At 48.2% G+C, this 26,396-nt stretch carries 24 protein-coding genes and 1 pseudogene; 22 read left to right on the top strand and 3 right to left on the bottom strand.

Features of this window, described 5'->3' with window-relative positions:
• Positions 1 to 69: 69 nt before the first annotated feature.
• From isdE to MKX74_RS23460, 8 genes and pseudogenes are all read left to right on the top strand, one after another.
• The gene (gene isdE / locus MKX74_RS23495) at positions 70 to 984 is read left to right on the top strand and encodes a heme ABC transporter substrate-binding protein IsdE (RefSeq protein WP_018887300.1); all 915 of its coding nucleotides are present in this window, start codon (positions 70 to 72) and stop codon (positions 982 to 984) included.
• Between the two features lie 162 nt (positions 985 to 1,146).
• Positions 1,147 to 2,133, top strand: a complete 987-nt coding sequence (locus MKX74_RS23490) for a FecCD family ABC transporter permease (RefSeq protein WP_018887301.1) — start codon at positions 1,147 to 1,149, stop codon at positions 2,131 to 2,133.
• Positions 2,123 to 2,917 (top strand): ABC transporter ATP-binding protein, encoded by a 795-nt coding sequence (locus MKX74_RS23485; protein WP_018887302.1) that lies wholly within the window; start codon positions 2,123 to 2,125, stop codon positions 2,915 to 2,917. The genes MKX74_RS23490 and MKX74_RS23485 overlap by 11 nt, the downstream gene beginning before the upstream one ends.
• Before the next feature lie 16 nt (positions 2,918 to 2,933).
• A complete protein-coding gene (srtB, locus tag MKX74_RS23480) occupies positions 2,934 to 3,755 on the top strand; it encodes a class B sortase (RefSeq protein WP_026281336.1) in 822 nt (273 codons plus the stop codon).
• Between the two features lie 694 nt (positions 3,756 to 4,449).
• On the top strand, positions 4,450 to 6,078 hold the full coding sequence (locus MKX74_RS23475) for an ABC-F family ATP-binding cassette domain-containing protein (protein ID WP_025677916.1): 1,629 nt from the start codon (positions 4,450 to 4,452) through the stop codon (positions 6,076 to 6,078).
• A gap of 213 nt (positions 6,079 to 6,291) precedes the next feature.
• Positions 6,292 to 6,855 carry a papain-like cysteine protease family protein gene (locus tag MKX74_RS23470; protein WP_028590375.1) on the top strand — a complete coding sequence of 188 codons (564 nt, stop codon included), beginning with the start codon at positions 6,292 to 6,294 and terminating at the stop codon, positions 6,853 to 6,855.
• 12 nt (positions 6,856 to 6,867) lie between these two features.
• A complete protein-coding gene (locus MKX74_RS23465; protein ID WP_341179981.1) occupies positions 6,868 to 7,677 on the top strand; it encodes a hypothetical protein in 810 nt (269 codons plus the stop codon).
• 73 nt (positions 7,678 to 7,750) lie between these two features.
• A pseudogene (locus MKX74_RS23460) lies at positions 7,751 to 7,939 on the top strand (ABC transporter ATP-binding protein); the annotation flags it as partial.
• A 120-nt stretch (positions 7,940 to 8,059) separates the two neighbouring features.
• On the opposite strand, the gene MKX74_RS23455 reads toward MKX74_RS23460, so the two are convergent.
• Positions 8,060 to 9,241 carry an MFS transporter gene (locus tag MKX74_RS23455; protein WP_018887306.1) on the bottom strand — a complete coding sequence of 394 codons (1,182 nt, stop codon included), beginning with the start codon at positions 9,239 to 9,241 and terminating at the stop codon, positions 8,060 to 8,062.
• 123 nt (positions 9,242 to 9,364) lie between these two features.
• Between MKX74_RS23455 and MKX74_RS23450 the strand changes: the two genes are divergently transcribed.
• Entirely contained in the window at positions 9,365 to 10,249 is an 885-nt protein-coding gene (locus MKX74_RS23450; protein WP_018887307.1) for a LysR family transcriptional regulator, read from the top strand.
• 83 nt (positions 10,250 to 10,332) lie between these two features.
• On the opposite strand, the gene MKX74_RS23445 is transcribed toward MKX74_RS23450, so the two are convergent.
• A complete protein-coding gene (locus MKX74_RS23445) occupies positions 10,333 to 10,521 on the bottom strand; it encodes a hypothetical protein (RefSeq protein ID WP_018887308.1) in 189 nt (62 codons plus the stop codon).
• 212 nt (positions 10,522 to 10,733) lie between these two features.
• On the opposite strand from MKX74_RS23445, the gene MKX74_RS23440 reads away from it, so the two are divergent.
• From MKX74_RS23440 to MKX74_RS23380, 13 genes are all read left to right on the top strand, one after another.
• Positions 10,734 to 11,636 (top strand): cation diffusion facilitator family transporter, encoded by a 903-nt coding sequence (locus MKX74_RS23440; protein ID WP_018887309.1) that lies wholly within the window; start codon positions 10,734 to 10,736, stop codon positions 11,634 to 11,636.
• A 622-nt stretch (positions 11,637 to 12,258) separates the two neighbouring features.
• Positions 12,259 to 13,470: a C40 family peptidase gene (locus MKX74_RS23435; RefSeq protein WP_341179980.1), complete on the top strand. Its 1,212-nt coding sequence runs from the start codon at positions 12,259 to 12,261 to the stop codon at positions 13,468 to 13,470.
• A gap of 279 nt (positions 13,471 to 13,749) precedes the next feature.
• On the top strand, positions 13,750 to 14,247 hold the full coding sequence (locus MKX74_RS23430; RefSeq protein ID WP_018887311.1) for a DUF948 domain-containing protein: 498 nt from the start codon (positions 13,750 to 13,752) through the stop codon (positions 14,245 to 14,247).
• A gap of 60 nt (positions 14,248 to 14,307) precedes the next feature.
• Positions 14,308 to 14,835 carry a hypothetical protein gene (locus MKX74_RS23425; protein ID WP_018887312.1) on the top strand — a complete coding sequence of 176 codons (528 nt, stop codon included), beginning with the start codon at positions 14,308 to 14,310 and terminating at the stop codon, positions 14,833 to 14,835.
• Positions 14,836 to 14,977: 142 nt separating this feature from the next.
• Positions 14,978 to 15,322, top strand: a complete 345-nt coding sequence (locus MKX74_RS23420; RefSeq protein WP_018887313.1) for a general stress protein — start codon at positions 14,978 to 14,980, stop codon at positions 15,320 to 15,322.
• A 174-nt stretch (positions 15,323 to 15,496) separates the two neighbouring features.
• The gene (locus tag MKX74_RS23415; RefSeq protein ID WP_018887314.1) at positions 15,497 to 16,666 is read left to right on the top strand and encodes a SpoIIE family protein phosphatase; all 1,170 of its coding nucleotides are present in this window, start codon (positions 15,497 to 15,499) and stop codon (positions 16,664 to 16,666) included.
• The gene (locus MKX74_RS23410; protein WP_341179979.1) at positions 16,663 to 20,379 is read left to right on the top strand and encodes a response regulator; all 3,717 of its coding nucleotides are present in this window, start codon (positions 16,663 to 16,665) and stop codon (positions 20,377 to 20,379) included. Before MKX74_RS23415 ends, MKX74_RS23410 begins: the two co-directional genes overlap by 4 nt.
• Positions 20,380 to 20,434: 55 nt before the next feature.
• The gene (locus MKX74_RS23405; protein WP_018887316.1) at positions 20,435 to 21,298 is read left to right on the top strand and encodes a CheR family methyltransferase; all 864 of its coding nucleotides are present in this window, start codon (positions 20,435 to 20,437) and stop codon (positions 21,296 to 21,298) included.
• A gap of 19 nt (positions 21,299 to 21,317) precedes the next feature.
• Positions 21,318 to 22,991, top strand: coding sequence for a response regulator (locus MKX74_RS23400; RefSeq protein ID WP_341179978.1), 1,674 nt, complete (start codon positions 21,318 to 21,320; stop codon positions 22,989 to 22,991).
• 103 nt (positions 22,992 to 23,094) lie between these two features.
• Positions 23,095 to 23,433 carry an STAS domain-containing protein gene (locus MKX74_RS23395; protein WP_028590383.1) on the top strand — a complete coding sequence of 113 codons (339 nt, stop codon included), beginning with the start codon at positions 23,095 to 23,097 and terminating at the stop codon, positions 23,431 to 23,433.
• 16 nt (positions 23,434 to 23,449) lie between these two features.
• Positions 23,450 to 23,899, top strand: coding sequence for an anti-sigma B factor RsbW (gene rsbW, locus MKX74_RS23390; RefSeq protein WP_018887319.1), 450 nt, complete (start codon positions 23,450 to 23,452; stop codon positions 23,897 to 23,899).
• Positions 23,896 to 24,672 (top strand): sigma-70 family RNA polymerase sigma factor, encoded by a 777-nt coding sequence (locus tag MKX74_RS23385; RefSeq protein WP_018887320.1) that lies wholly within the window; start codon positions 23,896 to 23,898, stop codon positions 24,670 to 24,672. Before rsbW ends, MKX74_RS23385 begins: the two co-directional genes overlap by 4 nt.
• Before the next feature lie 185 nt (positions 24,673 to 24,857).
• On the top strand, positions 24,858 to 25,832 hold the full coding sequence (locus tag MKX74_RS23380; protein ID WP_018887321.1) for a magnesium transporter CorA family protein: 975 nt from the start codon (positions 24,858 to 24,860) through the stop codon (positions 25,830 to 25,832).
• Between the two features lie 151 nt (positions 25,833 to 25,983).
• On the opposite strand, the gene MKX74_RS23375 is transcribed toward MKX74_RS23380, so the two are convergent.
• A complete protein-coding gene (locus MKX74_RS23375; RefSeq protein ID WP_018887322.1) occupies positions 25,984 to 26,331 on the bottom strand; it encodes a DUF5665 domain-containing protein in 348 nt (115 codons plus the stop codon).
• Positions 26,332 to 26,396 lie beyond the last annotated feature (65 nt).

Genomic DNA, 26,396 nt, shown 5'->3' with positions numbered 1-26,396 from the left:
TCGCCAAGATTTGCTTTAGGATGATGACTGCAGTAAATATATCAATGCTATTGCATAAGGAGAGCATTCATGTTGAGCAAGCAACGATTTAGTAAAATATATGGCCTGTCCGTCTTGCTCCTGCTACTCGTTCTGGTTGGCTGTGGGGGCACTCCAACAGCGGGGCAAGTAGACCAGCAGGCAGAGGAGACTGCTTCATCGTCATCTGCACAGGAGCATAGAATCGTATCCACGACCGTTGCTGTCACAGAGATTATGGACGCACTGGAGATCGATCTGGTCGGCGTGCCAACGAGCACCAAGACTTTGCCAGCAAGGTATGATGGGCTAACTCCGATTGGCAACCCTATGAGTCCTGATATGGAGGTAGTGAAATCTCTTCGTCCAACGGAGGTTCTGTCCGTATCGACCTTGCAATACGATCTTCAGCCTACCTTTGAGAAATTCGGTATTAAGGCTGATTTTCTGAATCTGCAAAGTCTGGGGAATATGGAAGAGACTATTACGAGACTTGGACAGACGTATGATCGCGAGGAGCAAGCTACAGCGTTGATATCCCGTTATGAGGAGAAGCGTGCTCAGATTGAGCAGGCGGTTGCTGGAAAAGAAAAGCCGAAGGTTCTCATTCTGCTAGGCGTGCCAGGAAGCTATCTGGTAGCTACGGAGAATTCATTTATCGGAGATCTGGTCAAGCTGGCGGGGGGAGAGAATATCGTTCAGAACGAGAAGGTGGAATATTTGGCCTCCAACACAGAGTATTTGCAGCAGGCGAATCCTGATGTCATTTTGCGTGCCGCGCATGGTATGCCTGATGAGGTCGTCAAGATGTTCAACCAGGAGTTCGCAACCAATGATATCTGGAAGCATTTCAGTGCTGTTCAGAATGGTAGGGTATATGATCTGGAGGAAAGTCTATTCGGAACTACAGCCAATCTGGCCGCTGATCAGGCATTGGATGAGCTGCAGAAGATGCTCTATCCGTAATTGTCGCTGTATTCATGGACATCTATTGCAGTCTAGGATTTTGTAGCTAAGGTCTGTATAGTCCTGGGTTTGTATAGTCCAAGACTTGTAGAGTCCAAGATTTGTAGAGTCGAAGTTACATTGCTTGACCCATTCTAAGTAAACATAAGGAAGTATTCTCTCATGAATAAAAAAGTATGGAGCTTTGTCATTGTCATTGCTCTCCTGGGATATATGGTGATTTTGTCTGCAGTGACCGGCAGCCTGAAGGTGAGCTTCGGGGAGTTCCTTCAAGGAATGTGGACAGGGAATAATGAGACTGTCGAGGTCATCAAGGATCTGCGCTTACCACGGATTATCGTAGCGATGTTCGCTGGAGCGGCGCTTGCCGTAGCAGGGGTGCTCCTGCAGGCGGTCATGCGTAATCCACTAGCTGATGCAGGCGTGATCGGGATCTCTGCGGGGGCTAACTTTATCCCCACGATTGTCATTTTTCTACTGCCACAATTGTATTATTACTCGCCTCTGATGGCCTTCGTAGGCGGGGCGCTTGCTTGCTTCCTGGTCTATACCTTATCCTGGAAGTCAGGATTAAGTCCCATTCGCATCGTGCTCGTCGGGATCGCAGTCAATGCTATGTTCACTGGACTGAACGAAGCGTTCATTATCGCCTGCAGCTACATTATGGGCTCGAATATCAATCCGTCGACAACCTCCAACATTACGATGCTGACATGGATGGATGTACAGACGATGGTGACCTATGGCGGCATTGGCCTTGTTTTGTCCCTCCTGCTGGTAACCTGGTGCAATATGCTCTCCCTGCAGGACAAGACAGCCAGCAATCTGGGGCTGCGTGTCACCAGAGCAAGACTTCTCATATCCGCTGTTGCCGTATTGCTGGCGGGTACGGCTACTGCGATTGCTGGCGTCATTTCCTTTGTCGGTCTGTTGATTCCGCATATTGCCCGGCTGCTAGTCGGCTCGGACCACAAGCTGCTGATTCCTTTCTCAGCTCTCTCCGGGGCGCTGCTGATTCTGACAGCAGATACACTTGGCCGGACGTTGGTAGCACCATTGGAGATTCCGGCATCCACGCTGATGGCAGTTATTGGCGGACCATTTTTCATATTCCTGTTGAGAAAGAGTGACCGCATCTATGGAAATTAAAAATGTTACCTTCTCCTATGACCGTAAAATCAATCGCCTGCATAGCATTGAGGCTGAGGTAGAGACGGGTCGGATTACGACGATTATCGGTCCCAACGGGTGTGGCAAGTCCACCCTGCTCGGCGTGATGTCGCGGCATCATGCTCCAAGTAGCGGGGAGGTCGTGCTGGATGGCAAGACGATCAGCACTTATACGCCCAAGGAATTTGCCCGCAAGCTGGCAGTAGTCCACCAACATAATCAGGCGCCCTCTGATCTGACGGTTGAGAAGCTCGTCCAATATGGGCGCATGCCGCATCGTAAATGGCTATCTGCGGATCGGGAGGAAGATGAGCGGGCGGTAGAACGGGCCTTAACGGGTACGAATCTGCTGGAGAAGCGCCAGCAGCGCATTGACGGTCTCTCTGGGGGAGAGCGACAACGAGTATGGATTGCCATGGCACTGGCGCAGGATACCCCGATTCTCTTTCTGGATGAGCCTACTACCTACCTGGATATCTACTATCAGCTGGAGATTCTTGAGCTCGTGAAGCGGCTTAATGAGGAGTTCGCGATTACCATCGTGATGGTGCTGCATGATATCAATCAAGCCATTCGTTATAGTGATCGCATTATCGTCATGAAGGATGGTCGCATCCATAGGACTGGCGTACCACAGGAGATCATTACAGAGCAGCTCATGCAGGAGGTATATGGGGTGGAGGTCAGCATTCGGCATGAGGATGACATTGGTATGCATATCATCCCGACAGGTATTGCGCAAGGAATGATCGAGCATGGATAACGCGCCGAAGCATGGAATAGGTTCAAGCCGGAAAAGGCTGCTGAATCGCTGCATGCTGGTTGTGTGGATAGGTGTCTTTTTGTTCTCGGGTGGCCGACTGCTTCAGATTGCGATGGACGATTATATGAACCGTGAGCTGATGAAGGAGGCTGCGGCGCTGTATCATGGGGAACAGGAACCCAGCATGACGACAGCGGCTTCTGAAGAGAGGGAAGGCAGCGGATGGACGGCTGCTGGCTCTGCTGAAGCAGGCAAGGTACGCCCACAATTCGACCCGCTACTAGCGGTGAATGAGGATGTTGTCGGCTGGGTGACTATAGATGGGACACCTATTGACTATCCGATCGTGCAGGCACAGGACAATGCCTATTATCTGAACCGCAATTACAAGCAGGAGACGACACGGGCGGGAAGCATCTTCATGGATTACCGCAATCGTGTAGGTGGACAGGATCGAAATACGATCATCTACGGACACCGAATGAAGGACGGAAGTATGTTCGGCAGTCTGAAGCATTATTTGGAAGAGTCGTATTTCAAGGAGCATGGGAAGCTCTATTATGATGATCTCTACGCTGGATACGATATTGAGATTTTCGCCGTCTATACCACCACATCTGATGTGAATTATATACGGACCGATTTTGCGACAGATGAGGAATATGGTGCTTTTCTCTCCGAAATGCAGGCCCGTTCGATCTATAACACGGGTGTGGAGGTTACCCCTGAGGATCGTATCATCACGCTCTCTACGTGCGATTATATACTGGACCCCGACTATGGTAGATTGGTGGTGCAGGGCAAGCTTGTACCGCGTACCTCCAAAGCCGGAGTCTAGTACCTTGACCGAATATGATTTCCATTGTGTATGATTGGGAGAACTCGTGGTTAGCGAAAAGCGGGGGCTTAACAGAGTTCGGCAAGATTCCCCGCTTGCAGCGATGCTACACTCACCTTGGATATAATCCAGGTACTGGTAGGAATAGGAGCGAGAAGGTTCCTTATATTTCATAATTCATGTATAAGATAGGGTATAGCGAGATTTTTGGAAGAGAGCATAGCTATATTTCCTATGATGCATGTTTCCTATGATGTGTACTTCTTAGACTGGCCACGATGGCACATTGAAAGGGGAAACGACCCTATGAATACCTTCTTCGGTGAGATCACACCTGCCAAGGCAAAATTTCGATTAATTATGAATCTGGCACTGTTTTTCCTAGTTATAGGAACCATTTTTTACGCTAGAATTACCTATCCTATTGACTCTCAAAGTATGCAGTTTCAGCATTGGGCTGCAGGAATTGTTGGGTTATCATGTGTAGCAAGGTCAGCCTACTATGCAGTGAAGCTGTACAAATATCGACAATTCGCATGAGGCTGAAATGATCTATTGAAGGCTGTAGACTCCGTGAAGGGGTCTTTTTTGTTGCAGACGTTGCAATTTGCTGAATTCAAGCCCTCGATGTGTTATAATACATAGCTAGTATGAGGCTTTCATGCCAAAACGTATAAAGGACGGTAATGCACATATGATCAGTACAAGCGGCGTAACGCTCCGTTATGGCAAGCGCCCACTTTTCGAGGATGTTAATATCAAATTTACGCCTGGCAACTGTTACGGTCTGATTGGGGCCAACGGTGCTGGTAAATCTACGTTTCTGAAGATTCTCTCTGGCGAGATCGAGGCGAATTCCGGCGAGGTGCATATGACACCTGGCGAGCGCCTGGCCGTGCTGAAGCAGAACCATTATGAATATGATGAGTTCCCGGTGCTGGAGACAGTTATTATGGGACATACACGTCTATATGACATTATGAAGGAAAAGGATGCACTCTATGCGAAGGCTGAATTCTCGGAAGAGGATGGCCTGCGTGCAGGGGAGCTGGAAGGCGAATTCGCCGAGCTGAATGGCTGGGATGCGGAGCCAGATGCCGCTGCCTTGCTGATTGGTCTGGGGATTCCTCGCGATCTGCATGATAAGCAAATGTCTGAGCTTAGCGGTAACGAGAAGGTACGTGTCCTGCTCGCACAAGCGCTCTTCGGTCGTCCGAATAATCTGCTGCTTGACGAGCCTACGAACCATTTGGATCTCGAATCTATTCAATGGCTGGAGAATTTCCTGATGGACTATGAAGGTACCGTTATTGTGGTATCTCACGACCGTCACTTCCTGAATAAAGTATGTACGCATATTGCGGATATTGATTTTGGTAAAATCCAGATGTACGTGGGTAACTATGACTTCTGGTACGAATCCAGTCAACTCGCGCTGACATTGGCTCGCGACGCCAACAAGAAGAAGGAAGAGAAGATCAAGGAGCTGCAAGCCTTTATCCAACGCTTCTCGGCGAATGCCTCCAAGTCGAAGCAAGCGACTTCCCGGAAGAAGCAGCTCGACAAGATCACGCTGGACGATATTCGTCCATCGAACCGTAAGTATCCGTTCATTAACTTCAAGCCTGAGCGTGAGGCTGGCAAGCAATTGCTGACCGTAGACCGTCTGAGCAAGACGATCGAAGGCGAGCAGGTACTGAATGATTTCAGCATTGTCGTGAATAAAGGTGATAAGATTGCTTTCGTCGGACCTAATGGCTTGCCGAAGACGACGCTCTTCGAAGTTCTGATGGGTGAGAAGGAAGCAGACGCTGGTGAGTACACCTGGGGTGTGACGACCAGTCAGGCTTATTTCCCGAAGGACAACTCCCAATACTTTGACGAAGTCCAACTGAACCTCGTGGAGTGGCTGCGTCAATATTCCAAGGATCAAGATGAGACCTTCCTGCGTGGCTTCCTGGGACGTATGCTGTTCTCCGGCGAGGAAGCGCTGAAGAAGGCGAGTGTATTGTCTGGTGGCGAGAAGGTGCGTTGTATGCTGGCAAAAATGATGCTTAACGGCGCTAACGTGCTCATCATGGAAGAGCCTACGAACCACTTGGATCTGGAATCCATTACTGCGCTCAATAACGGCTTGATTGACTTTGATGGTACACTGTTATTCACTTCGCATGACCATCAGTTCATTCAGACAATTGCGAACCGCATTGTGGAGATTACACCGAACGGGGTCATCGACCGTGTTATGACGTACGATGAGTACCTGGAGAGCGATGAAGTCAAGCAGCTCCGTGAACGGATGTATCCAGTAGAGGCTAACTAATCGCAGGCTCTCGGTTTGCAACACCCATACACAAGGGCTTCAAGCTATAAATCTAAAGAACCTCAATTTGCTCGATAGGAGCGGGTTGAGGTTCTATTTGTGCTGTAGAGATTAGTGACATTTTCCGATGAAAATGTTAGGTGTGATGATAATCATATACATAATTAGTAATATTTTGTATTTTTTTATTACTTAAACCTAAGGAGGGATTGTATGCTGAGGAAAAGTAATTTGACTCCTATTTTGCTTCTAGCAGCTATATGCTTATTAGGTTTTGCCACTAGCGTGTCTGCTTACGTAGGGTATGAAACACTAGATATTCCTACTCAAAAACAACAAGATACCCAATGGTGTTGGGCAGCCAACTCTGTCATGGTTATTGATTTTCTAGGTAACGCTCCTACTCAGAGACAATTTGTCAGGTATGTAAAGGGAGAGGTTGTAAACGATACCGGAAGTATATATGAAATTGTTGATGGGTTGGATCATTGGGGAATACATTCAAGAGCAGTGCTGGACTACTTGTCATTTTCAAGAATAGAGAACAGGATTAATAGAGGACAACCCATAATCGCCAGAATAGGATGGACAGGCGGGGGCGGGCACTTTTTTACTATTAGAGGTTATTATGAGAATACTGACACTGATGAACAAGATGTTTATTTTATTGATTCGTTAAAAGATGAGAAAACACACAAAATTCAGAATTATGATAGGTTCGTTAGAAACTCTAACTTCAAATGGACACATTCGGTAGATTATATTTATGTTAACTAAGGGGGGATTGTATTGAAGGCAGGTAAAAGGCTCGTCTTCTGGGCTATAAATATTCTATTGATATCAACGATAGTATGGAGTATACCAGTAGATGCAAAATTCGCTTCGATTGATATACGTGATCAGATCAAACAGGATTTTGAATCTTACATTCCTTCTTTGGAGAAAGATAAGAAAAATTTTGGCATGGATGCGGATGATCAGGCAGACCAAGTGAAACTTGGCGAAGGATATCCTTATTATAAGGTTGCTGTGTCCTTCCTTAAACAATCAGCGGTTGCTGAAGAGGTATATAGTGAAGATATTTTGGAAATGGCGGGGTATAATTTTCCGATTTATCTGAAGGGCCAGTCTGTTGGTGTGGTACATGGTGTTTTGGAGGAAGAGAAATGGATTGTGGATTACATATCGAGCGACTTTTCATTTGAAAAGACCTGGAGGGCGGGGAGAGAAAATTTTGATACTACCCAACCTGTCAAGCTCATAGATGATCCAAGGCTAGGAATTTATGCAATGTCTGGTGTGAAGGATGGCATGGAGCAGGTCGTTTCGATTCAGGCTGATCCTGTGGAGAAATTGGCTCAAAGTTCTGAAAAAAATCTAATGAGCCTTCAGCAATTTGGAGAACAAGCCTATGAGCGGCATCAGGAGATTATATCTGACGATCAAGATGGAACGGGAGGTGGTGCTGGGGGGATAGAAGCCTCAGCTTCACAAGAATCTGCTGTAGAGCCATTCATGTGGGCAGCTATTCTATTGGTGCTCATGATCACTGGGATCATCGTATACAGAAAGGTATACGGGCACAATAGCAACAGATAAGCCTAAAATTTCAATTTCAAATGGACTCATTGAGCAAAAGTATGAAGCTTCTACCTTGGTTTCCTGGTGGGAGCTTCTTCATGCTGATGGTACACTGTTATTCACTTCGCATGACCATCAGTTCATTCAGACAATTGCGAACCGCATTGTGGAGATTACACCGAACGGGGTCATCGACCGTGTTATGACGTACGATGAGTACCTGGAGAGCGATGAAGTCAAGCAGCTGCGTGAACGGATGTATCCAGTAGAGGCTAACTAATTAGTGATCTGAATAGTAAGCTTAAGACCTCAAGTTACTCCTACGAGTAGACTTGAGGTCTTTTTTTGATCTATCTTACCGTAGTTGTGCAATATATTACCGATCAATCTCCTCCTGTGCTTAGTTGATGGAATGGCTGTTGCCCTTTTCTGCGTGTGCGTTCAGCTTAAATGAGCATGCAGAAGTAAGGATAGCCAGTAATATAATACTTCCTGCAAATCCACTAATCTGCTCAATACCTGCATATTCAATCACGATCCCGCCACTTGCAGCACCTAGTGCCATACCCATATTCATTAATGCAGTGTTCAGGCTAAGTATGATCTCGGAGGACCGGGGCTGGAGCGTAATGAGATAGTATTGATTCGCTGGTGTCGTAGTCCATGTAGCTGCTCCCCATAGCAAAAGAATCACGAAAATTATGGGTGTGGAGACAGCCGCGAATGTAGATTTAAGCAAGAACAGCGCCGCAGCATGTAATGTCAGACTAATGATGATTGTACGTGCGGGTCCCCAGCGGTCAACTGCATAGCCTCCCAAGCGTGAGCCGATCAGAGCCGCTATTCCGAGGACGAGCAGGGAGGAGCTTATCATTTCCAGTGAAAAGTCCATCAGACTACTTAAGAGGGGAGCGATATATGCGAATACCATAGTGTATCCTAATATCCAGAACACCGTTGTAAGTAGCCCGGTAAGCATGCGTGAATCTCTCAAGAGAAGCCATTGCTCCTGCCATGTGAGCGCTATTGACCCTTCAAGCCTTGAAATGTACTGCTGAAGAAGAGCTGCGTTGACAAGTGCAGCGATGGCAAGGAATAGATAGATGTAGCGCCAATCCATATAGACGGACATCAGTGTTCCGAATGGTACTCCAAGCACCAGTGAGATGGAGAAGCCAGTAATGACAGTGGCGATCGCTCTACCTTGTTGTTGTTTGGGAGCGAGACGCGCTGCATAGCTTGTAGCTACAACCGTATATAATCCGCCACTTGCTGCCATGACAATACGGGACAGCATCAGTACTGCAAAGTTCATGCTGAGGAATGCAAGGATGCTCCCTGCAATAAATGCTATAAGGGAGTAGACAAGTACCTTTTTGCGCTCATAGCGTGCTGTTACCATGACAAGCACAAGGGCGCCAACGGCATAAGAGATAGAGTAAATTGTAATGAGTTGTCCCGCGGCCGCAATAGAGATTTGTAAGTCGCTTGCAATCAGCTCAAGGATCCCCGATACGACAAATTCTGCTGTGCCTGTGATAAAGGCTCCTATCGCTAATAGATATACAGCTAGACGATTCAATGACTTCACTCCTTTTGTAGAAATTGCTGCTATGTAGCCTGCTACAACGATTGTGTTCATTTTAGCTGACATGTTATCATGAGGGAAATTCATGTTTTTAATGAAGGAGATGAGTAAATACTCATGTCTATAGCGCGTTTCGAGGTTTTTGTGCACATTGCTGAGACTCGAAATTTCACCAAAGCAGCAGAGCGACTGAATATGACGCAATCCGCTGTAAGTCATGCTATTGCAAGTCTGGAGAAAGAACTAGGGACGACACTGCTGATTCGCGACCGCAGGAAGGGGGTTATGCTGACGGAAGTGGGGCAGAAGGTGCTTGGCCACATGCGAGAAATCTTGTGCCGAATGGAAATGATCCAGCAGGAAGCGGCTCTGGCAGCCAATCTGGAGACGGGGACAGTCCGCATTGGAACATTTGCAAGCGCATCTTCCTGCCTGCTGCCCAAGCTGTTATCCAGGTTTCAGAAGAAGCATCCGCATATTGAATTTCGATTTTATGAAGGCTCTTATGAAGAAATTACAGAGTGGCTGAATACAGGCGTGATTGACATCGGATTTGTGGTAGAGGAGGATTCACCAGTATTGTTCGACTGTGTGCCGCTGATTCAGGACAAGATGGTTCTGGGCTTCTCAGCCGAGCACAGATTCAATGGAAGAACCCAGATTTCCATGAAGGAGCTACAGGACGAGCCCTTTATTATGCCGACAGGCATGTATCAAGCTCATATTCTGGCCATGCTTGAGGAGATGAAGGTGCAACCGAAGATTCGCTTCGAAGTGTATGATTGTAACACCATCGCCAATATGGTTCAGGAGGGGCTTGGCATTACGATTGGGCCGGAGCTATTTCTGAAGACACAGCAGCATATCCAAGTGGGGTATCTGGATATTACCAGATGGCGTAATGTTGCTCTGGCATGCCCATCACAATCCAGTGCTTCGCCTGCTGCGAGAGCCTTCCTGGCAGTAGCTCAGGAGATTTTCCTACAGTCAACGGAAGCATGAAGAAGAAGCTCCTACCTTTAATTCGGTTGGGAGCTTCTTCTTCATGCTAACAGCTGTATGCAAATGTATGCAAAAGTTATACTTTATGATCCGCCGGTACGTCTGCGCTGATTGTTAGGCTTTTTGTTGTTCTGGCTCTTCAATGCCTTGGTCTGATTGCCCTGGAACCCGCCATTTTGTTTTTGGGAAGCGGCCAGCTTCTTCTCGGCCAGCTTCTGTCGAACGGCCTCAGCCAGGTCAATTTTACGGACTTCCTTCTGATTATCGCTCATCCCTGTTCCTCCTGTAATGTCTAAGCTGTATTTCATTTTATACGTTTTTAAAAGGGGGGACAAGGGCAACAATGAATAAAGACTACCATGACGATGCTTGCCGTGTCGGGCCCCACCTATATCGCATGTTCAAGCTGTTCTGAATAGCTTAATCATAAGTATTTGTCTAAGTCGTAGCTACCAACTTTTTGTTTAGAAGGAGTGTACTGCAAGTGACTGATGTGTATGGTGAAATTCGTAAAGGGGAGCGGGGCGCTTGGGTAAGTATTATCTCCTACATTGTGCTCTCGTCTCTGAAAGTGTTCTGCGGATACGTGTTCATGTCCAGTGCGCTCCTTGCCGACGGGTTCAACAATATGACGGATATTGTAGCGTCTGTAGCTGTGTTAATTGGTCTGCGCATATCCCAAAAACCACCAGATTCCGATCATACCTACGGACATTTCCGGGCAGAGACCATAGCGGCCATGATCGCCTCCTTCATTATGGCTCTAGTCGGTATTCAGGTATTGGTGGAGGCGATTCGCTCTATATTTGAAGGAAGCAAGGCACAGCCGAGCATGCTGGCTGCAGTCGTCGCTGTAGTGAGTGCACTGGCTATGGGAGGGGTATATCTCTACAACCGGAAGCTTGCTCGTGAGATCAAAAGCCAGGCACTCATGGCAGCAGCGAAGGATAATCTGTCAGATGCGCTTGTCAGCATAGGAGCGGCCATAGGCATTTTTGCATCCCAATTCGGCTTCCCCTGGATGGACACGGTTGCTGCCATTGCAGTCGGGCTTATGATCTGTTACACGGCATGGGGAATTTTCCGTGATTCCACACACTCGCTAACGGACGGCTTTGATGAGAAGCATTTGTCGGTACTGCGCGGTACGATCTCCAAAACACCAGGCGTAGAGAGCATTCGAGACGTAAAGGCACGTGTGCATGGCAGTCATGTCATGGTCGATGTGGTGATTGAGGTTGATCCGACACTTACGCTCATTGAAGGGCATGAGATTAGTGACCAAATTGAAGAGCGCTTGAAGAAATTCCATAATACGATGCATGTACATGTGCATGTGGAGCCTAGAGCGAGTGAGCATATAAGCTCTACCCAGCTCCAGCACTAGCATCTTGGCCAGGTTACCAACCTGAAATCATACTGGGCCAAGGCACACTAGGTAAGGGCAGCATGTTTTCCTACTGAATGGAGTGCAGACAGGCTGTCTGGGTGCATATAGTAAGCTAAGAAGAGTCTCCGCGGATGATCGCGGAGACTCTTCTTTTGCATCCATTGATGATCCCACTGTTCAGATGTGGCAGGCTTTCCGGTTATTTGAGTACTCCAGTAGTTCAGTAGTTCACATCCTGTCGTTTCACTTTTCCTGCAACAGATTAATAACAAGGTAGGTATATGGGGAATGGAAATACCTTCCTGCAACAGATTAACCCGTAATTACCGATATACATAACAGCGGGATACATAAAAAGACAAGTTATCAGATTGCAGAAGAACATGGGTAATTGGGATCACATCCTCAATGTATGTGTCTTTTTTTGTGACTTTTGCATCATGCTTATATTCCTTGTGCTTGACTATAATGAGGTCAGATGGGGAGTATTTCACGATATTTGCATGAATTATGTACGGAGAAGCATGGTGAGACGGTGATTAGCTAAGTACACGGATGTTCGGCATCCTGCAGCATGTCTTGTCAAGATTCGTGAAGTAATCGGGAGGTTAGGAACAGCATGAACAAACGCGTTTGGGGAACACTTGCAGTTGCTGCGGCATTATGGTCAGTTATGGATGTGACTTCAAGCAGTCATGTCTCAGCGGCTGCTGTCACGATCCCGGCAGGGGAGCAGGGAATCATACAGGCACCGGTACGGGTACGAATCTCTCCTTCCATGGAAGGGGACACACTGAGCTTTCTGAGTCAGGGTGATAAGGTGACCGTATTGGAAAAGACAGTGAATCAGTGGTATAAGGTCAAGACGGCTGATGGAACCATAGGCTACACGAGCATCTCGGAAAAGTACATACTGCCTGTCGGGAAGGCTGGAGTCAGCGTGTCCGGCGCATCTTCCACAGCATCCCGTGCAGTGGCGGTACCAAGTGCGGCAACAAGCACTAATGGCGCATCCTCGGCAACATCTACAGCAGGACAAGCTGTAGCCACCATTCAATCTGCGGTCAACCTGAGAAGTGAGCCTGCCAACACAGGAGCCATTCTCGGATTGCTTAGCCCCGGACAGCAGGTGAAGCTGTTGGACACCAGTAATAAATATTGGTTCAAGATCGCTACTGATGCGGGAGTCACCGGTTATGTAGGAGCATCGGACAAATTCATCAAAGCAGGAATCGTACCCGTGGCTACCAATGCTAGCTCAGTAAATGTGAACTCCGGCTCAGGGCAGAATGTGGCTGTGCCAGCATTTTCCGCTGCTACCGTACCAGCCTACCAGCCCGTGGTGATGCGGGAGGAAGGAATCTACAGAGGTCGTGATGTAGATACGGCAATTGAGCAGATGATTAGTACGGGAATGACGTATCTGGGGACACCGTATGAGTATGGTTCGGACCGTAATTCGACGGCCACCTTCGATTGCTCTGCATTTACGCAGCGTATTTTTCTGGAAAGCATGGGTCTACTACTTCCGGGAGATTCCAGATCGCAGGGGAACTGGGTTAGACAGAATAGCCAGCCAGTACTGGATATATCGGAGCTGAAGCGAGGGGACCTGGTCTTCTTTCGGGATTATGCGGTTCCAGCAGGAGATGGCCTTATTCAGCCTGATCCGTTCTTGCAGACCATTACCCATGTAGCTGTGTACTTGGGAGATTCACGCTTGCTTCACACCTTCTCTGTAGCAGCAGGTGGGGTGAAGGTAACAGATTTTAGCCAATCATGGCAGGATCGGTTCCTCTATGGTGGAAGTGTAGTAGATCGGGTGCTCTAATTGCAGCAGCCTTGGTCCTTCGAATTACTTCGGGGCCCGTAACGGGCTTCCGAAGTTTTTTTGGATAAAGAATCTATAAGTTTTCAGCGGAGCTGAACCATTCGAACATCCTAGGAAGAACTTCCGCTAAGTGCGGTCTGTCTTCTGTGAAAGTACGTCCAGAGGCGTCTTTCTCATCTTCCTCATTGGTGTCGAACCTTTGTTTCGGGCTAACACCCAGAGGGTAACTAGAATATACATAATGGAGAGCACGCCCAGATTGGAAAGAGAGGTTACGTCATGTTAATGGAAATTAGTGTTTTTATTATTGCTTTGGCTTTTGTAGTGCTGGTGCTGTATTTGGTCAAGACCTTGAAAGCCGCGCAGGGCTCCCTGGACCGGGTATCCGTTACGCTGGAAGAGGTACAGAAGACGGTAGATGAGCTAAGCTACGAGGTCAAGCAGACGATTCGTCATGCGAATGGCATTACAGCGGATGTAGAGCAAAAGATGAAGAAGATCGACCCTATTATTACATCCGTAGAAAATCTGGGCGAGGTACTTAGTGAGCTGACCTCTGCAGCCAAGCAGGCGTCTGCTACATTGATGAATCGATTTCAAAAGCCCAAGCAAAAAGATGTAGCCTCTACAGCTATAGTGTCGCCACAGCCTCCTGTTCCTGAGAGCCAACCATTACCTCAGGATCGCGTCATCGGAGGAGAACCCCGAAAAGCAGGCCCTGAATGGTTAACGTACGTAGATATTGCTGCTGGTGTGTGGCAAAAAATGCGGCGTTAGCAGGGTAGCGGCGGTGTGACGGTGCTCAGAACCATCATTCCATTGAAAGGGTGAGATACGATGATACAACTACTTCTTTGGCTAGGTTTGCTTTCTCCCTTTTCCGCTCAGGAAACGGTTCAGGCTACGGCTCCGCCGTATGCAGCCGGAAAAATAACACACGCTGTGGACGTTCGTGGTACAAGTGTAACTGGTGCAGTCTATGAGGAACGCTTTGAGACGTTAAATGATATTTCCCTTGATGATCGGACAGAGGATGTTCTACAGAAGAAAGGCCAGCCGATCCGTACGTATGAGGACCCTATTCTGCGCTCTACTGAATATCACTATGAGGATGTGGTCGTCGGCGTTCGGGATGGCTATGTCAATTACGTACATGTGGACAATAGCTCTGTACGGGTGAAGGTGAATGACCGCTGGCTACCGCTGGACCGTAGCACGCTGGATCATGAGCTGGGAGGTGCTCAGTTCACTGCAGAGGATGGAGAGGTATACATTCGGGGGCATCATGCCATCAAGGTATACACGGATCAAGACAGCGGGGAATTAAAGGCTGTTGAATTGTTTGACGAAACCTCATCACCTTGACGTTTCAGAATGAGACGGACGGGTTAATGTTACAACGTGAGGATGCACCTCCAGGGTCATCCAAGCAAGTATCTTACATCCATCCCTGAAGTGGGATGAAATATACGAGATACTGAATTTTGTAACAGGGAGAGTGAGAAAAATGAATTCAACGAATGCTCAAGCTTATGCAAAAGTGGTGGAGAATGGAGTTCAAGCGGTAGAGACAGTCAAGGAGCTGCGCAACGCTGGCTACCGTTATGAGGATGTATACGTGCTGGCTCATAGTCAGGATCGTACGGATCGCATTGCAGACACCGTAGATGCGAATGAGATTGGCATCAAGGAAGAAGGCGTTTTTGACTCTCTGGCGAATCTGTTCCGTTCTCGTGGTGATGAGCTGCGTGCCAAAATCGTCTCGATGGGCTTCCAGCAATCCGAGGCTGAATTTTACGAAAAAGAACTGGATCTTGGCAAGGTGCTCGTCATCGCCAAGGCCAAGCCATAATATGTTGCGACCGCATTCTTCACGGTGCCTGGGTACGGTCGATAACTGAAAAACATAGATAAGGAATGGGATTCCAGCAATCCCATTCCTTATCTATGTTTTTCATATTTAAACCTACAGGATCAGAAGTTATAGTTATATATAGAACTCCAACCAGATATAAAGGAGACATCCATGAAAATTCTAATCGTCGATGATAATCCAACGAACGTAATCATTATCCGTGAAATATTGAAGAAGGAAAATTACAGAAACATCGTCTCCGCCAGTTCAGCCAAGGAAATGCTGGAGCGACTGGGAATAGGTGATCGTACCTTGGATATTAGGCCAGTTGCTTCGGACATTGACCTGATTCTGCTGGATATGATGATGCCGGAGATGGATGGCATTGAGGCTTGTGGCATCGTGCAGCAATATGAGCATTTGAAGGATATTCCTATTATTATGGTTACTGCTGTTGGCGACTCTAAGAAGCTGGCCGAAGCGCTGGACGCGGGAGCAACAGATTATGTCACCAAGCCGATCAACAAGGTAGAGCTGATGGCTCGTATTCGGCTGGCTCTACGTCTGAAGCTGGAGAAGGACTGGCACAAGGAGCGTGATCAACGAATTCAGGATGAGCTGAAGCTGGCCTCTCTGGTACAGCAGGCAGTGTTAAGTCCGGCAATCAAGGATCCCGTTCTGCAAGCCCACGCCATCTATCAGCCTTCATTTGAGCTGGCGGGAGACCTCTATTCCTGGTATTCGCTCGGAGAAGGAAGATATTGTGTCATCCTGTTGGACATGATGGGACACGGCATTTCTTCCTCTTTATTTTGCATGTTCATCGCAGCAGTTCTCAAGGATACAGTAACCACGTATGTGGAGCCGGAGAGGGTGATTCAGGAGCTGAATCGACGCTTTGGCCAGCTTGATCTGGGTAGACAGCTCGTTCAGTACTATTTCACGGCCATCTACATGGTCATTGATACGCGTTCCAAGAAGATCGATTATGTGAATGCAGGGCATCCGCCTGGCCTGATGTTCCGCAACGATGGCACCGTGCTTCAGCTGAGTAGTGGAGCAAGTCCGGTTGGCTTGTTCGACCAGATCGAGGTAGAGACACAGACGATCCAATATGAGGATGGGGAGCGTATTGCTCTCTATACAGATGGTCTGCTAGAGATCGTTCAGGGTGAGCATGAAGAGCAGCTTGAGTTCCTGATTGATCAGCTACGGGACCGAGTGGAATGGGATGAGGACGCGATGCGTAAGGCCTTCATTCAGCAGGAATCGTCGAGCACACACGATGATGATAAATGCCTGGTATGGATATCATTGAAAGAAGGAGCGAGCTTGGCATGAAAATTAGAAATAAGCTGCTCATTGGCTTCAGCCTGCTAATGTGCATCATTATAGCGCTTACGGTCATCAGCTATGACAGGCTGGGGAGCATGAGCGAGCAGTTGAACAAGGTATATGAGGAGCGATACATCAAGGTGAGACAGACGGCTGCACTTCGCTCCCAGGTCAACGAGAAAGCCAAGATCATGGCTAACCAGCTCCTGAATCCCGGGATATCCGTGGAGGACAGCATAAGAGAGCTTGCGCAGGTAGCCACTATTGGCGGTGATTTGCTTACCCGTATGCAGGAAGGAAATTCGAATCCTGAGGAAGACCGATTGATGCGGGAGGTAGTGAGATCGTGGCAGGAGTTCAACAGCTACGAGGATCGCTTGATGAATCTGCTCTCCCAGAATCGGATGGACGAAGCGAATGCCCTGCGTAACAGTACAGGGCTACCGGCACAAAGCGATGTTCTGGACAGTATTAATAACCTGTCACGTTATCAGGATAGTGCTGTCGATGAGGAAATGGCCGTATCCAGGCAGATGTTCTCGGAGGCCATACAGACAACTACCCTGATTATGGCTGCAGGTCTGCTGCTGTCACTCGGCATTATTCTGTGGGTGCTTCCAAGCATTACCCGTGGTCTGAATACATTATCCATGATGATCTCTGGCTTCGGCAAAAGCCGATTCAAAGCGATTGGCCGGATGAAGGTCACCACGACCGATGAGATCGGGCAGGTGGCTCTGGTCTTCCAGGAGATGGCTGAGGACCTGGAGGAGAAGCGCCAGTTAGAGCAGTCGATCATTCAATCGCAGAAGGATCAGACATGGCTGAGTGCCAATACGGCCAGAGTGACGGAGCTACTGCGTGGCATCAATTCTCCCGAACAGATTGCACAGACGTTCATCAGCGAGTTCACTCCGATTCTTGGGGCGAGCTATGGCTCCATCTATCTTCTCGATGAAGAGAAAGGGCCAGACAAGCTCTTCCTTAGCGGTAGCTATGCCCGTAATGACGAAGATCACCATACCAAGGAGACGTTTCTCATCGGTGAGGGACTGCTCGGTCAGAGCGCATTAGATCAGAAGCCAATTCTGCTGGAGAATGCCCCCGAAGGCTATCTGACGATCGGATCAGCGCTTGGTTCGACAGAGCCGACAGGGATTATGATCTATCCAATTATGTTCGGGGAGGAGCTGCTTGGAGTCGTTGAGATGGCTTCCTTGGGATCGTTCTCAGCCCTTGAGAGGGACTTGATGGATCGTTTGGTGTCGAATCTTGGGATTATCCTGAACAATATTCGCCGTAGAATGCGTGTCGAGCAGCTGCTGCGCGAATCACAGGCTCTCACTGAGGAGCTACAATGCCAGTCCGAGGAGCTACAGACTCAGCAGGAGGAGCTTCGTCGCTCTAATGAGAATCTGGAGCAGCAGACAGAAGAGCTGAAGCGTTCCGAGGAGATGCTGCAGAGACAGCAAGAGGAGCTTGAACATTTCAATACCGAGCTGATGTCCAAGACCAGAGCGCTGGAGGAGCAGGTGCGCGAGGTGGAGGAGAAGAATCTTGAGATCGAGAAGGCTCGTGCTCAGCTGGAGCAGCAGGCCATGCAGCTTGCGGTTACGAGCAAATACAAGTCGGAGTTCCTGGCGAATATGTCGCATGAGCTGCGAACACCGCTCAACAGCTTGCTGATCCTATCTCAACTGTTAGCCGAGAATAAGGATGGCAATCTGAGTAGCAAACAAAAGGAATATGCGCAGACCATTTATATGTCTGGCTCGGACTTGCTCAAGATGATCGATGAAATTCTGGATCTGTCCAAGGTCGATGCAGGGAAAATGGACATTAACTATGAGACGGTCAGCCTGAAGGGGCTTCAAAAATTCGTCGAGCAGAATTTTGGTCCTATGGCGGCCAAGAAGGAGCTTCAGCTGATTACCGAAGCCGATCGTGAACTGCCTACAGCCATTATGAGTGATAGCTATCGCGTGAAGCAGATCTTACGAAATCTGCTCTCTAACGCCTTTAAGTTCACAAGCACAGGCTCGATCACCTTCTCCATTTCACCTGCAGCAGCGGAGCAATTGCCTTCTTATTTGAATGAGAATCAGGCTTATCTTGCTTTATCTGTAGAAGATACGGGCATCGGTATTGCACCGGATAAGACGGACCTGATCTTCGAGGCCTTTCAGCAGGTAGATGGTACGACAAGTCGTAAATACGGGGGAACCGGGCTTGGTCTGTCTATCAGTCGTGAGCTGGCCCGCTTGCTGGGTGGTGGCATTGAGCTGACCTCCGAGCAAGGGAAAGGAAGCTGCTTCACCCTCTTCCTGCCTGCGGACCCTGCACAGACCTCTGGCTATACCCAAATGGAGCATAGTCAGGATCAGCAGTACAAGGCTAGACAGGAGGTGGCCCCGATCGCGGAGCACAGAGCAGATACGCGCTCAAGCTTAGCTGTCTCTCCAACACCGCCTGCTGCATCAACGAATAGGAGTAAGACGGCGGTGTCGGAGCCACTGAATGATGATCGTGAGAACATTCAAGCGACAGATCAGGTGCTGCTGATTATCGAGGATGATGAGAAATTCGCGAAGATCCTCATGGAGATGGCTAGAAGTCGTGGTTACAAGGCTCTGGTTGCTCTACAGGGGGATGCTGGGCTTGATATGGCGAGAACCTACCTGCCCAATGCCATCATTCTGGATATTCAGCTGCCTGTCATGGACGGCTGGGCCATCCTGGGCGAGCTAAAGGCATCCTCTGCCACGAGACATATTCCTGTGCATGTCATCTCGGTCGTCGATGATGTGAAGCAGGGACTTATGATGGGAGCTATTGCGTATCTGAAGAAGCCTTCCTCCAAGGAAAGTCTGGATCGTGCGTTCGCCCAAATCTCCTCTTACACACAGAGCACGGTGAAGAAGCTCATGATTGTGGAGGACGATGATGTGCAGCGGCAATCCATTATGGAACTGATCGGTCACGACGATGTTGCCATCACAGCTGTATCCACGGGCAAGGAGGCTCTGGAGGAGCTGAACAGACAGCATTACGACTGCATGGTGCTGGATCTGATGCTCAGCGATATGACGGGCTTCGATCTGCTTGATCGGATCCGGGATGACGAGAAGCTGAATGATCTGCCGATTATCATTTATACGGGCAAGGAGCTTGATAACAAGGAAGAGATGCAGCTGCGAAAATATGCGGAGTCCATCATTATCAAGGATGTCAAATCTCCGGAGCGACTGCTCGATGAGACAACATTGTTCCTTCACCGTGTGGAAGCCAACCTTCCGGAGGATAAGCGGAGAATTCTACAAAAGCTGTACAACAAGGAAGAACTGTTCGAGGGCAAAAACATCCTGCTAGTGGATGATGATATCCGCAATGTCTTCGCGCTGTCGAGCGTGCTGGAAGGCTACCGCATGAATGTCACCTTCGCAGAGAACGGCAAAGAGGCCCTTCAGCTTCTTGAGAATAATAGCAATTACGATCTGGTATTGATGGATATGATGATGCCGGAGATGGATGGCTATGAGGCGATGACTCGCATTCGCCAGATGCCTCAATTCGAGAAGCTACCGATTATTGCCTTAACGGCCAAGGCTATGAAGGATGATCGGGCGAAGTGCATTGAAGCAGGTGCGTCAGACTATGTCAAAAAGCCAATCCAAACGGATCAGCTTTTATCCCTGATGCGTGTCTGGTTGTATTCGTAGACCGAAAATTGGGGTAAATAAAGGTTAACGTAGACTGATGAACTGGAGAGATAGTATGACCTCGAATGAACTAAGTGCTGGAGCCAAGCTGGCAACGAATCATGACGAACGTGAACTGATAGAGATTGAATTGCTGTTAAGCGGAATTCATCGGCTGTATGGGTATGATTTCAGAAATTATGCCCTGCCTTCTTTGAAACGGCGTATTTATTACAGTATCCAATCTGAGAATGTGAATTCAATCTCGGGCCTCCAGGAAAAGGTGCTTCACGATCGATCTTGCTTTGAGCGCCTGGTACAGAGCCTCTCCATTCCCGTGACCGAAATGTATCGTGATCCGGACTTGTTCAGAACGTTCCGCGAAAAGATTATTCCAATCCTGCGCACGTATCCTTACATTCGCATCTGGCATGCAGGGTGTTCGACCGGTGAAGAAGTCTATTCAATGGCGATTATGCTGTATGAGGAAGGGCTGTACGACAAGGCCCGCATCTACGCTACGGATATGAATTCCCGTTCACTGATACAGGCCAAAGAAGGGATTTACGGGATTGACCGTATGAAGACGTACACAAAAAATTATATGGAGGCTGGAGGAAGCCAGTCTTTTTCGGAATACTATAGTGCTAAGTACAATTCAGTAATATTCCACCCTTTTTTGCGTAAAAATATTATCTTTGCTGAGCACAACCTGGCAACGGATCGTTCCTTTAATGAGTTCAATGTCATTTTCTGCCGCAATGTCATGATCTATTTTAATGATGAGCTACGCAATCATGTTCATGGCTTGTTTTACGAAAGCTTAAGTCGATTTGGCGTACTGGTCCTGGGCTCTAAGGAATCAATTCACTTTACGGATTATACGGATCATTACGAGCCCCTGGATCGATCGGAGAAAATATACCGGAAGATTAAATAGAGACGCTTAGGAGGGTCCCATGGGTTTGCATGAGCCGATACACATTCTATTAGTCGATGATCGCCCCGAGAATTTACTTGCTCTTGAGGCGGTGCTTGAGAGTGAGCAATATCATCTTGTCAAGGCTACGTCTGGCGAAGAAGCGCTGCGATGTTTGTTAAAGGACGAATTTGCCGTCATTGTGCTGGATGTGCAAATGCCTGGTCTTGATGGCATTGAGACCGCCAAATTGATCAAGGCCAGAGAGAAGACGAAGGATATCCCGATTATCTTCATCTCGGCCAACAGCAAGGAAGCGGAGCATCTATTCGCGGGCTATTCTGCTGGTGGTATCGACTATATGGTCAAGCCGTTCATTCCCCAGATCCTCAAGTCCAAGATTGAAGCGTTTGTTCACATGTACCAGACGAATAATCGGCTCAAGACTCAATCGGCGCTCCTGCATCAGAAGACTCAGGAGCTGGAACGGATGAATCATGAGCTGGTCGTGGCCAAGGAGGCAGCAGAGATTGCTGTCAAGGCTAAGACCGAATTCCTGGCCATGATGAGCCATGAGATTCGTACACCGATGAATGGTGTCATTGGAATGATTGATCTGCTGATGGAGACCGAGCTCAAGGGAGAGCAGCGTGAATACGCCGAGATTATTCGTCGCAGCTCGGATGCACTCGTGGCGGTCATTAATGACATCCTGGACTTTACGAAGCTGGAATCTGGCAAGCTAGAGCTGGAGGAGCATCCTTTTGACCTGGATTCCTGTATCAAGGAGGTATTCAGTCTGTTCACGGTTGAAGTCGGCAAGAAGCAGCTGGATCTTCAGTACCGTACGGATGATCACATTCCTCCATTGTTATATGGAGACATGGCTCGCTTGCGTCAGGTATTGATCAATCTGATCTCAAATAGCGTGAAGTTCACGGATCAAGGCTACGTAAAGCTACATGCCTCCTTGCGTGAAATAGAACAGGATAACGTCATGCTGGAATTCTCTGTACAGGATTCAGGCGTTGGAATTGACCCAGCTAAGGCAGATCGGTTATTTCAGCCGTTCTCCCAACTGGATTCTTCGATGACTCGTAAATACGGCGGAACGGGACTCGGATTGGCTATATGCAAAACCTTAGTGAAGATGATGGGCGGCGATATTCATGTGGATACAACCGTCCAGGAGGGGGCACATTTTAAATTTACGGTGAAAATGAAGAAGGCTCACAGCCAGACAGATACCTCCAAGGAGAATGAGGAATTGGAGCACCTGGCAGGAGAGGAAGCCTCCGTCAGACCAGCGGCTCCGGTATTAGTCGTGGATGACCATCCCATTAATCAGAAGCTGATGGTCAGTATCTTAGGTCGTCTTGGCATGAAGGCGGATGTGGCTATGGACGGGCAACAGGCTCTGGATAAGGCGCTGTCTGCTCAATATAGCTATATTTTCATGGATCTTCACATGCCTGTGATGGATGGTCTGGAATGCACCAGACAAATCAGGGATCAACTCCAATCTTCCATTCAACCAGCGATTATCGCCATGACAGCAAATGTAATGGAGGGCACACAGACGTTGTGCCTGTCGGCAGGGATGAACGACTACATCAGTAAGCCAGTCAAAATGAGCAGCGTCAAGCAGATGCTACTTCGCCACACGGTCGATGAACGAAGCTTAAGAAATATTGAACATATACACGAGGCCTAGTTCCTGAATTTGGCATATGCAATGCAGCGTTAGATTGTTTCGATTGGAGTCCATCTGGGTTATTAGGTAGGGTAATCATTTTTATTACAGGGGAGAGCAGTCTATGAATACACATAAAAGCGAGAAGTTCAATACAAGAACCGAAGTAAGCAGCGGGGCAAATGTCGTCCACCTAACCGGTGAGCTTGATTTGTCTGTCGCTCCTGATTTCCGGCTTGTGATGGAGCCGCTGGTGGGGGAATCTGAGAAGGATTTAATCATGAACCTGAAGGAGCTGAAATACATTGACAGTACGGGGATCGGTATTCTGCTGTCAATTTTGAAAGCTAGGCATGCGGCTGGCTCCAAATTTTACGTGGAAGAAGTACCTAGCCAGATTCAAAAGCTCTTCGACATGACGGGCATTGCCAAGTTTTTCACTACACAGGAGAATTCCCAATAGGAAAGGAAAGAATAGCATGAATGTTCTGCAGAAAGTAACGCTTAATTTGCCGGCTACTGCTGAGTTTGTCGATATTGTCAGATTAAATTTATATGGGATTGCATCCAAGATGGGCTTCTCCTACGAGGAGATTGAGGACATGAAGGTTGCTGTCTCGGAGGCTTGTAACAATTCGGTGCTCTATGCTTATAACGACGAGCATGGCACGGTAGAGGTGACCTTTGAGTTCGATGATACCTCTCTGCACATCAAGGTCAAGGATGAGGGCCAGAGCTTCGAGCGTCTGGAGCAGGCGGGGGTACGTCCGACGTTGCATGAGAAGGAGCTTGACGATGCTCAGATTGGCGGACTTGGATTCTATTTGATGCAGGCGCTAATGGATGATGTCAGTGTCGTGAATGAGGCTGGAAAAGGTACGGAAGTCGTATTGATTAAGCGCATAACAAGAAGCGAGGAGAAAGTATGAATGAAAAGGTAACTCCCCCAGAGTCGATGGATGAAGCCGTTAGTCTAATCTGGGAGTACCAACAGACCAAGGACAATGAAATCGCTACTGTGCTGATCAAAAAGTATGAGCCTATGGTCAAGATGGCAGCAGGCAAGATTGCCCGCAACCGCCCTGATCTATATGAGGACCTGTATCAGACCGGCCAAATGGCGCTTATTCGATTATTGCAGCAGTACGATATCGGGCTTGGTATTCCTTTTGAGCCATATGCAATGAAAAGTATGATTGGTCACATGAAAAATTATCTGCGAGATAAGTCCTGGTACATACAGGTTCCGCGGAGAATCAAGGAAAAGGGAGCCTTGGTTCAGCATGCGATTGATGAGCTGACAGTGAAGCTGGAACGCTCTCCTGATGTCAAGGAAATTGCAGAATATCTGGATCTATCCGTAGAGGAGACGATTGAGGTGTTAGCGGGCAGAGAATGCTACCACTATGTATCGCTGGATTCTCCACTATCTCAGGATGAGAGTGCTGCCACACTAGGTGAACTGATTAGTGCGGATGCCAATGATTATGATGCGGTCGAGAAAAGGATGGATTTGCAGCAGGCGATGAACCAGCTTAAGGAGCAAGAGCAGCAGGTGCTGCTATTGGCGTTCCAGGATGGACAGTCACAGCGGGCTATTGCGCAGAAGCTCGGCGTATCGCAAATGAGCGTATCCCGAATTCAGAAGCGGGCCACGGAGAAGCTGAAGCAGATTATGTCTAATCCGGCTTCGTCTGGTTGATGGTCATTATGAACAGTGATCCCGCCTTTATTCTACTAGTTGTTCCAGTTGTTCCATAATAAGGACACGTATTCATTGAAAGAATGGATACCGTGTCCTTTTTTGAGAAGTTGTATTTGATACTCACATGTGTTGTAGCTATAAGCTGTGGCTATAAGAAGTCAGATATCTGAGGGAGTGGTTCTGTGCCGCATAATACATCTTTCTACGAGACACACGTATTTCATGATGGCCAATGGGAATGGTGGGATGTCCAGCTTGAATCCTCCTCTGATCCGAGGCTGACCAAGCTTGGTCAACTAGCTCCAGAAGCAGAGATGTGGTTGAAGATGCTGCCTGACATGGATGTGGACTTTCTGACGGTTCGTTTCCCGGATGGAAAGGAGCCTGTGATGTTCGGAGCACTGCAGTATTCCATGAAGGAGAGGCTCCAAAGTACGCGTGGCTGTCATCATTTCTATTTTTTCATATCGAGGGAGAGGTTGATTACGCTCAATCTGGACGAGCAGACCAGACAGACGATGCTGGGACATGAGCGCAGACAGATGATGGATGCATGTAGGACCGGGATGGATGGCATGTTTGTGCTGATTCGTACGCTGCTGCATTATTTTCATGGGGGTCTGGATCAGTTCGCCAAGAACCTGAGAGAGCTGGAGGAGCTAATGCATAGGCATAATCGCCGTACCCTGATGGATCGAATTGTTGAGGCGCGCTTCGAGCTGCTGTACTGGAGTAATCTGTTTGCCCCATTTCGGGAACTGCTCTCTGCTTCACGCGAGGCCTGTCTGAAGGAGCTTGATGACAATCCGTTTTTCCTGAGGCTGCTATACCGTATGGAGCGGATGGAGGTGCTATTTGAACGGTATGAAAAGGAGATTGACACCATGATATCTATGGATAATGCGATCTCTGGCTTCCGTGGGAATGAGATTATGAAGACGCTTACGATTGTCACCACAGTATTTACTCCCGTAATGGCTGTAGGTGCTATATGGGGAATGAATTTTGAGAACCTGCCCTGGATTCAGACCAGACTCGGCTTCACAGGCGTCATGCTGGGGACGCTCCTGATTACGGCGGGCATGTATTATTGGATGTACTTGAAGGGCTGGACCGGAGATCTGCTAAATAATCAGCGTCAAGTAAAAGATGATTAGAGCGAGCCGCAGCAAGCGTACGAGCCCGGTCGACCGTTGTTAGGCTTGCTGTGGCTCTAATCTCACATTTGAGTTGCCAAGGTACTTGGGCTTGGCTAGAGAGACGTATGTCTTACGTGGCTTTGCTCAGCCAGAAGTGTGAGGCTAGATACTACCTGTCTCTGGCCGCGTCTACATATTTCAATAGCTCTGCCAGAAAATCGCCAATCACAGGCAGATTCAACTGAACAAGGGCGCTGAGAAGCCAAGCGAGGAGGGCGATGACAATGATTGTTCCCAGGGACAAGCCTAGTCCTCGTGCGATGCCTGCCGTGAGATTGCTAATGAGTCGTTTCTTCGGATTGGAATAGGTCTGGAGAATATCTGCAATCTCTGCCTTCTCCAGCATGTCTGAAATTTTATCCAATCTGCTGTTCAGGTGCTTGATCTCGTGCCGGAGCTCGAAAGGATGCTCATCTATAGGATTCGCTGGCGTGTGTTTTCGATTGATTTCACTCATCTCGATCCCTACCTTTGCTGCGAGTCTGTTCATGCAAACAGCCAGCTTCAGAATTGAGCTGGCTG

It is taken from the genome of Paenibacillus sp. FSL K6-1230 (assembly GCF_038002385.1).
GTDB lineage: Bacteria > Bacillota > Bacilli > Paenibacillales > Paenibacillaceae > Paenibacillus > Paenibacillus massiliensis.
This window is presented reverse-complemented; position numbering and strand designations above follow the sequence as displayed.

Bases quoted from the DNA above. Each gene is read 5' to 3' on its own strand.
- isdE (WP_018887300.1), top strand. From the start codon at position 70: ATGTTGAGCAAGCAACGATTTAGTAAAATATATGGCCTGTCCGTCTTG.
- MKX74_RS23490 (WP_018887301.1), top strand. From the start codon at position 1,147: ATGAATAAAAAAGTATGGAGCTTTGTCATTGTCATTGCTCTCCTGGGA.
- MKX74_RS23485 (WP_018887302.1), top strand. From the start codon at position 2,123: ATGGAAATTAAAAATGTTACCTTCTCCTATGACCGTAAAATCAATCGC.
- MKX74_RS23475 (WP_025677916.1), top strand. From the start codon at position 4,450: ATGATCAGTACAAGCGGCGTAACGCTCCGTTATGGCAAGCGCCCACTT.
- MKX74_RS23470 (WP_028590375.1), top strand. From the start codon at position 6,292: ATGCTGAGGAAAAGTAATTTGACTCCTATTTTGCTTCTAGCAGCTATA.
- MKX74_RS23450 (WP_018887307.1), top strand. From the start codon at position 9,365: ATGTCTATAGCGCGTTTCGAGGTTTTTGTGCACATTGCTGAGACTCGA.
- MKX74_RS23445 (WP_018887308.1), bottom strand. From the start codon at position 10,521: ATGAGCGATAATCAGAAGGAAGTCCGTAAAATTGACCTGGCTGAGGCC.
- MKX74_RS23435 (WP_341179980.1), top strand. From the start codon at position 12,259: ATGAACAAACGCGTTTGGGGAACACTTGCAGTTGCTGCGGCATTATGG.
- MKX74_RS23430 (WP_018887311.1), top strand. From the start codon at position 13,750: ATGTTAATGGAAATTAGTGTTTTTATTATTGCTTTGGCTTTTGTAGTG.
- MKX74_RS23425 (WP_018887312.1), top strand. From the start codon at position 14,308: ATGATACAACTACTTCTTTGGCTAGGTTTGCTTTCTCCCTTTTCCGCT.
- MKX74_RS23420 (WP_018887313.1), top strand. From the start codon at position 14,978: ATGAATTCAACGAATGCTCAAGCTTATGCAAAAGTGGTGGAGAATGGA.
- MKX74_RS23415 (WP_018887314.1), top strand. From the start codon at position 15,497: ATGAAAATTCTAATCGTCGATGATAATCCAACGAACGTAATCATTATC.
- MKX74_RS23410 (WP_341179979.1), top strand. From the start codon at position 16,663: ATGAAAATTAGAAATAAGCTGCTCATTGGCTTCAGCCTGCTAATGTGC.
- MKX74_RS23405 (WP_018887316.1), top strand. From the start codon at position 20,435: ATGACCTCGAATGAACTAAGTGCTGGAGCCAAGCTGGCAACGAATCAT.
- MKX74_RS23400 (WP_341179978.1), top strand. From the start codon at position 21,318: ATGGGTTTGCATGAGCCGATACACATTCTATTAGTCGATGATCGCCCC.
- MKX74_RS23395 (WP_028590383.1), top strand. From the start codon at position 23,095: ATGAATACACATAAAAGCGAGAAGTTCAATACAAGAACCGAAGTAAGC.
- rsbW (WP_018887319.1), top strand. From the start codon at position 23,450: ATGAATGTTCTGCAGAAAGTAACGCTTAATTTGCCGGCTACTGCTGAG.
- MKX74_RS23385 (WP_018887320.1), top strand. From the start codon at position 23,896: ATGAATGAAAAGGTAACTCCCCCAGAGTCGATGGATGAAGCCGTTAGT.
- MKX74_RS23375 (WP_018887322.1), bottom strand. From the start codon at position 26,331: ATGAGTGAAATCAATCGAAAACACACGCCAGCGAATCCTATAGATGAG.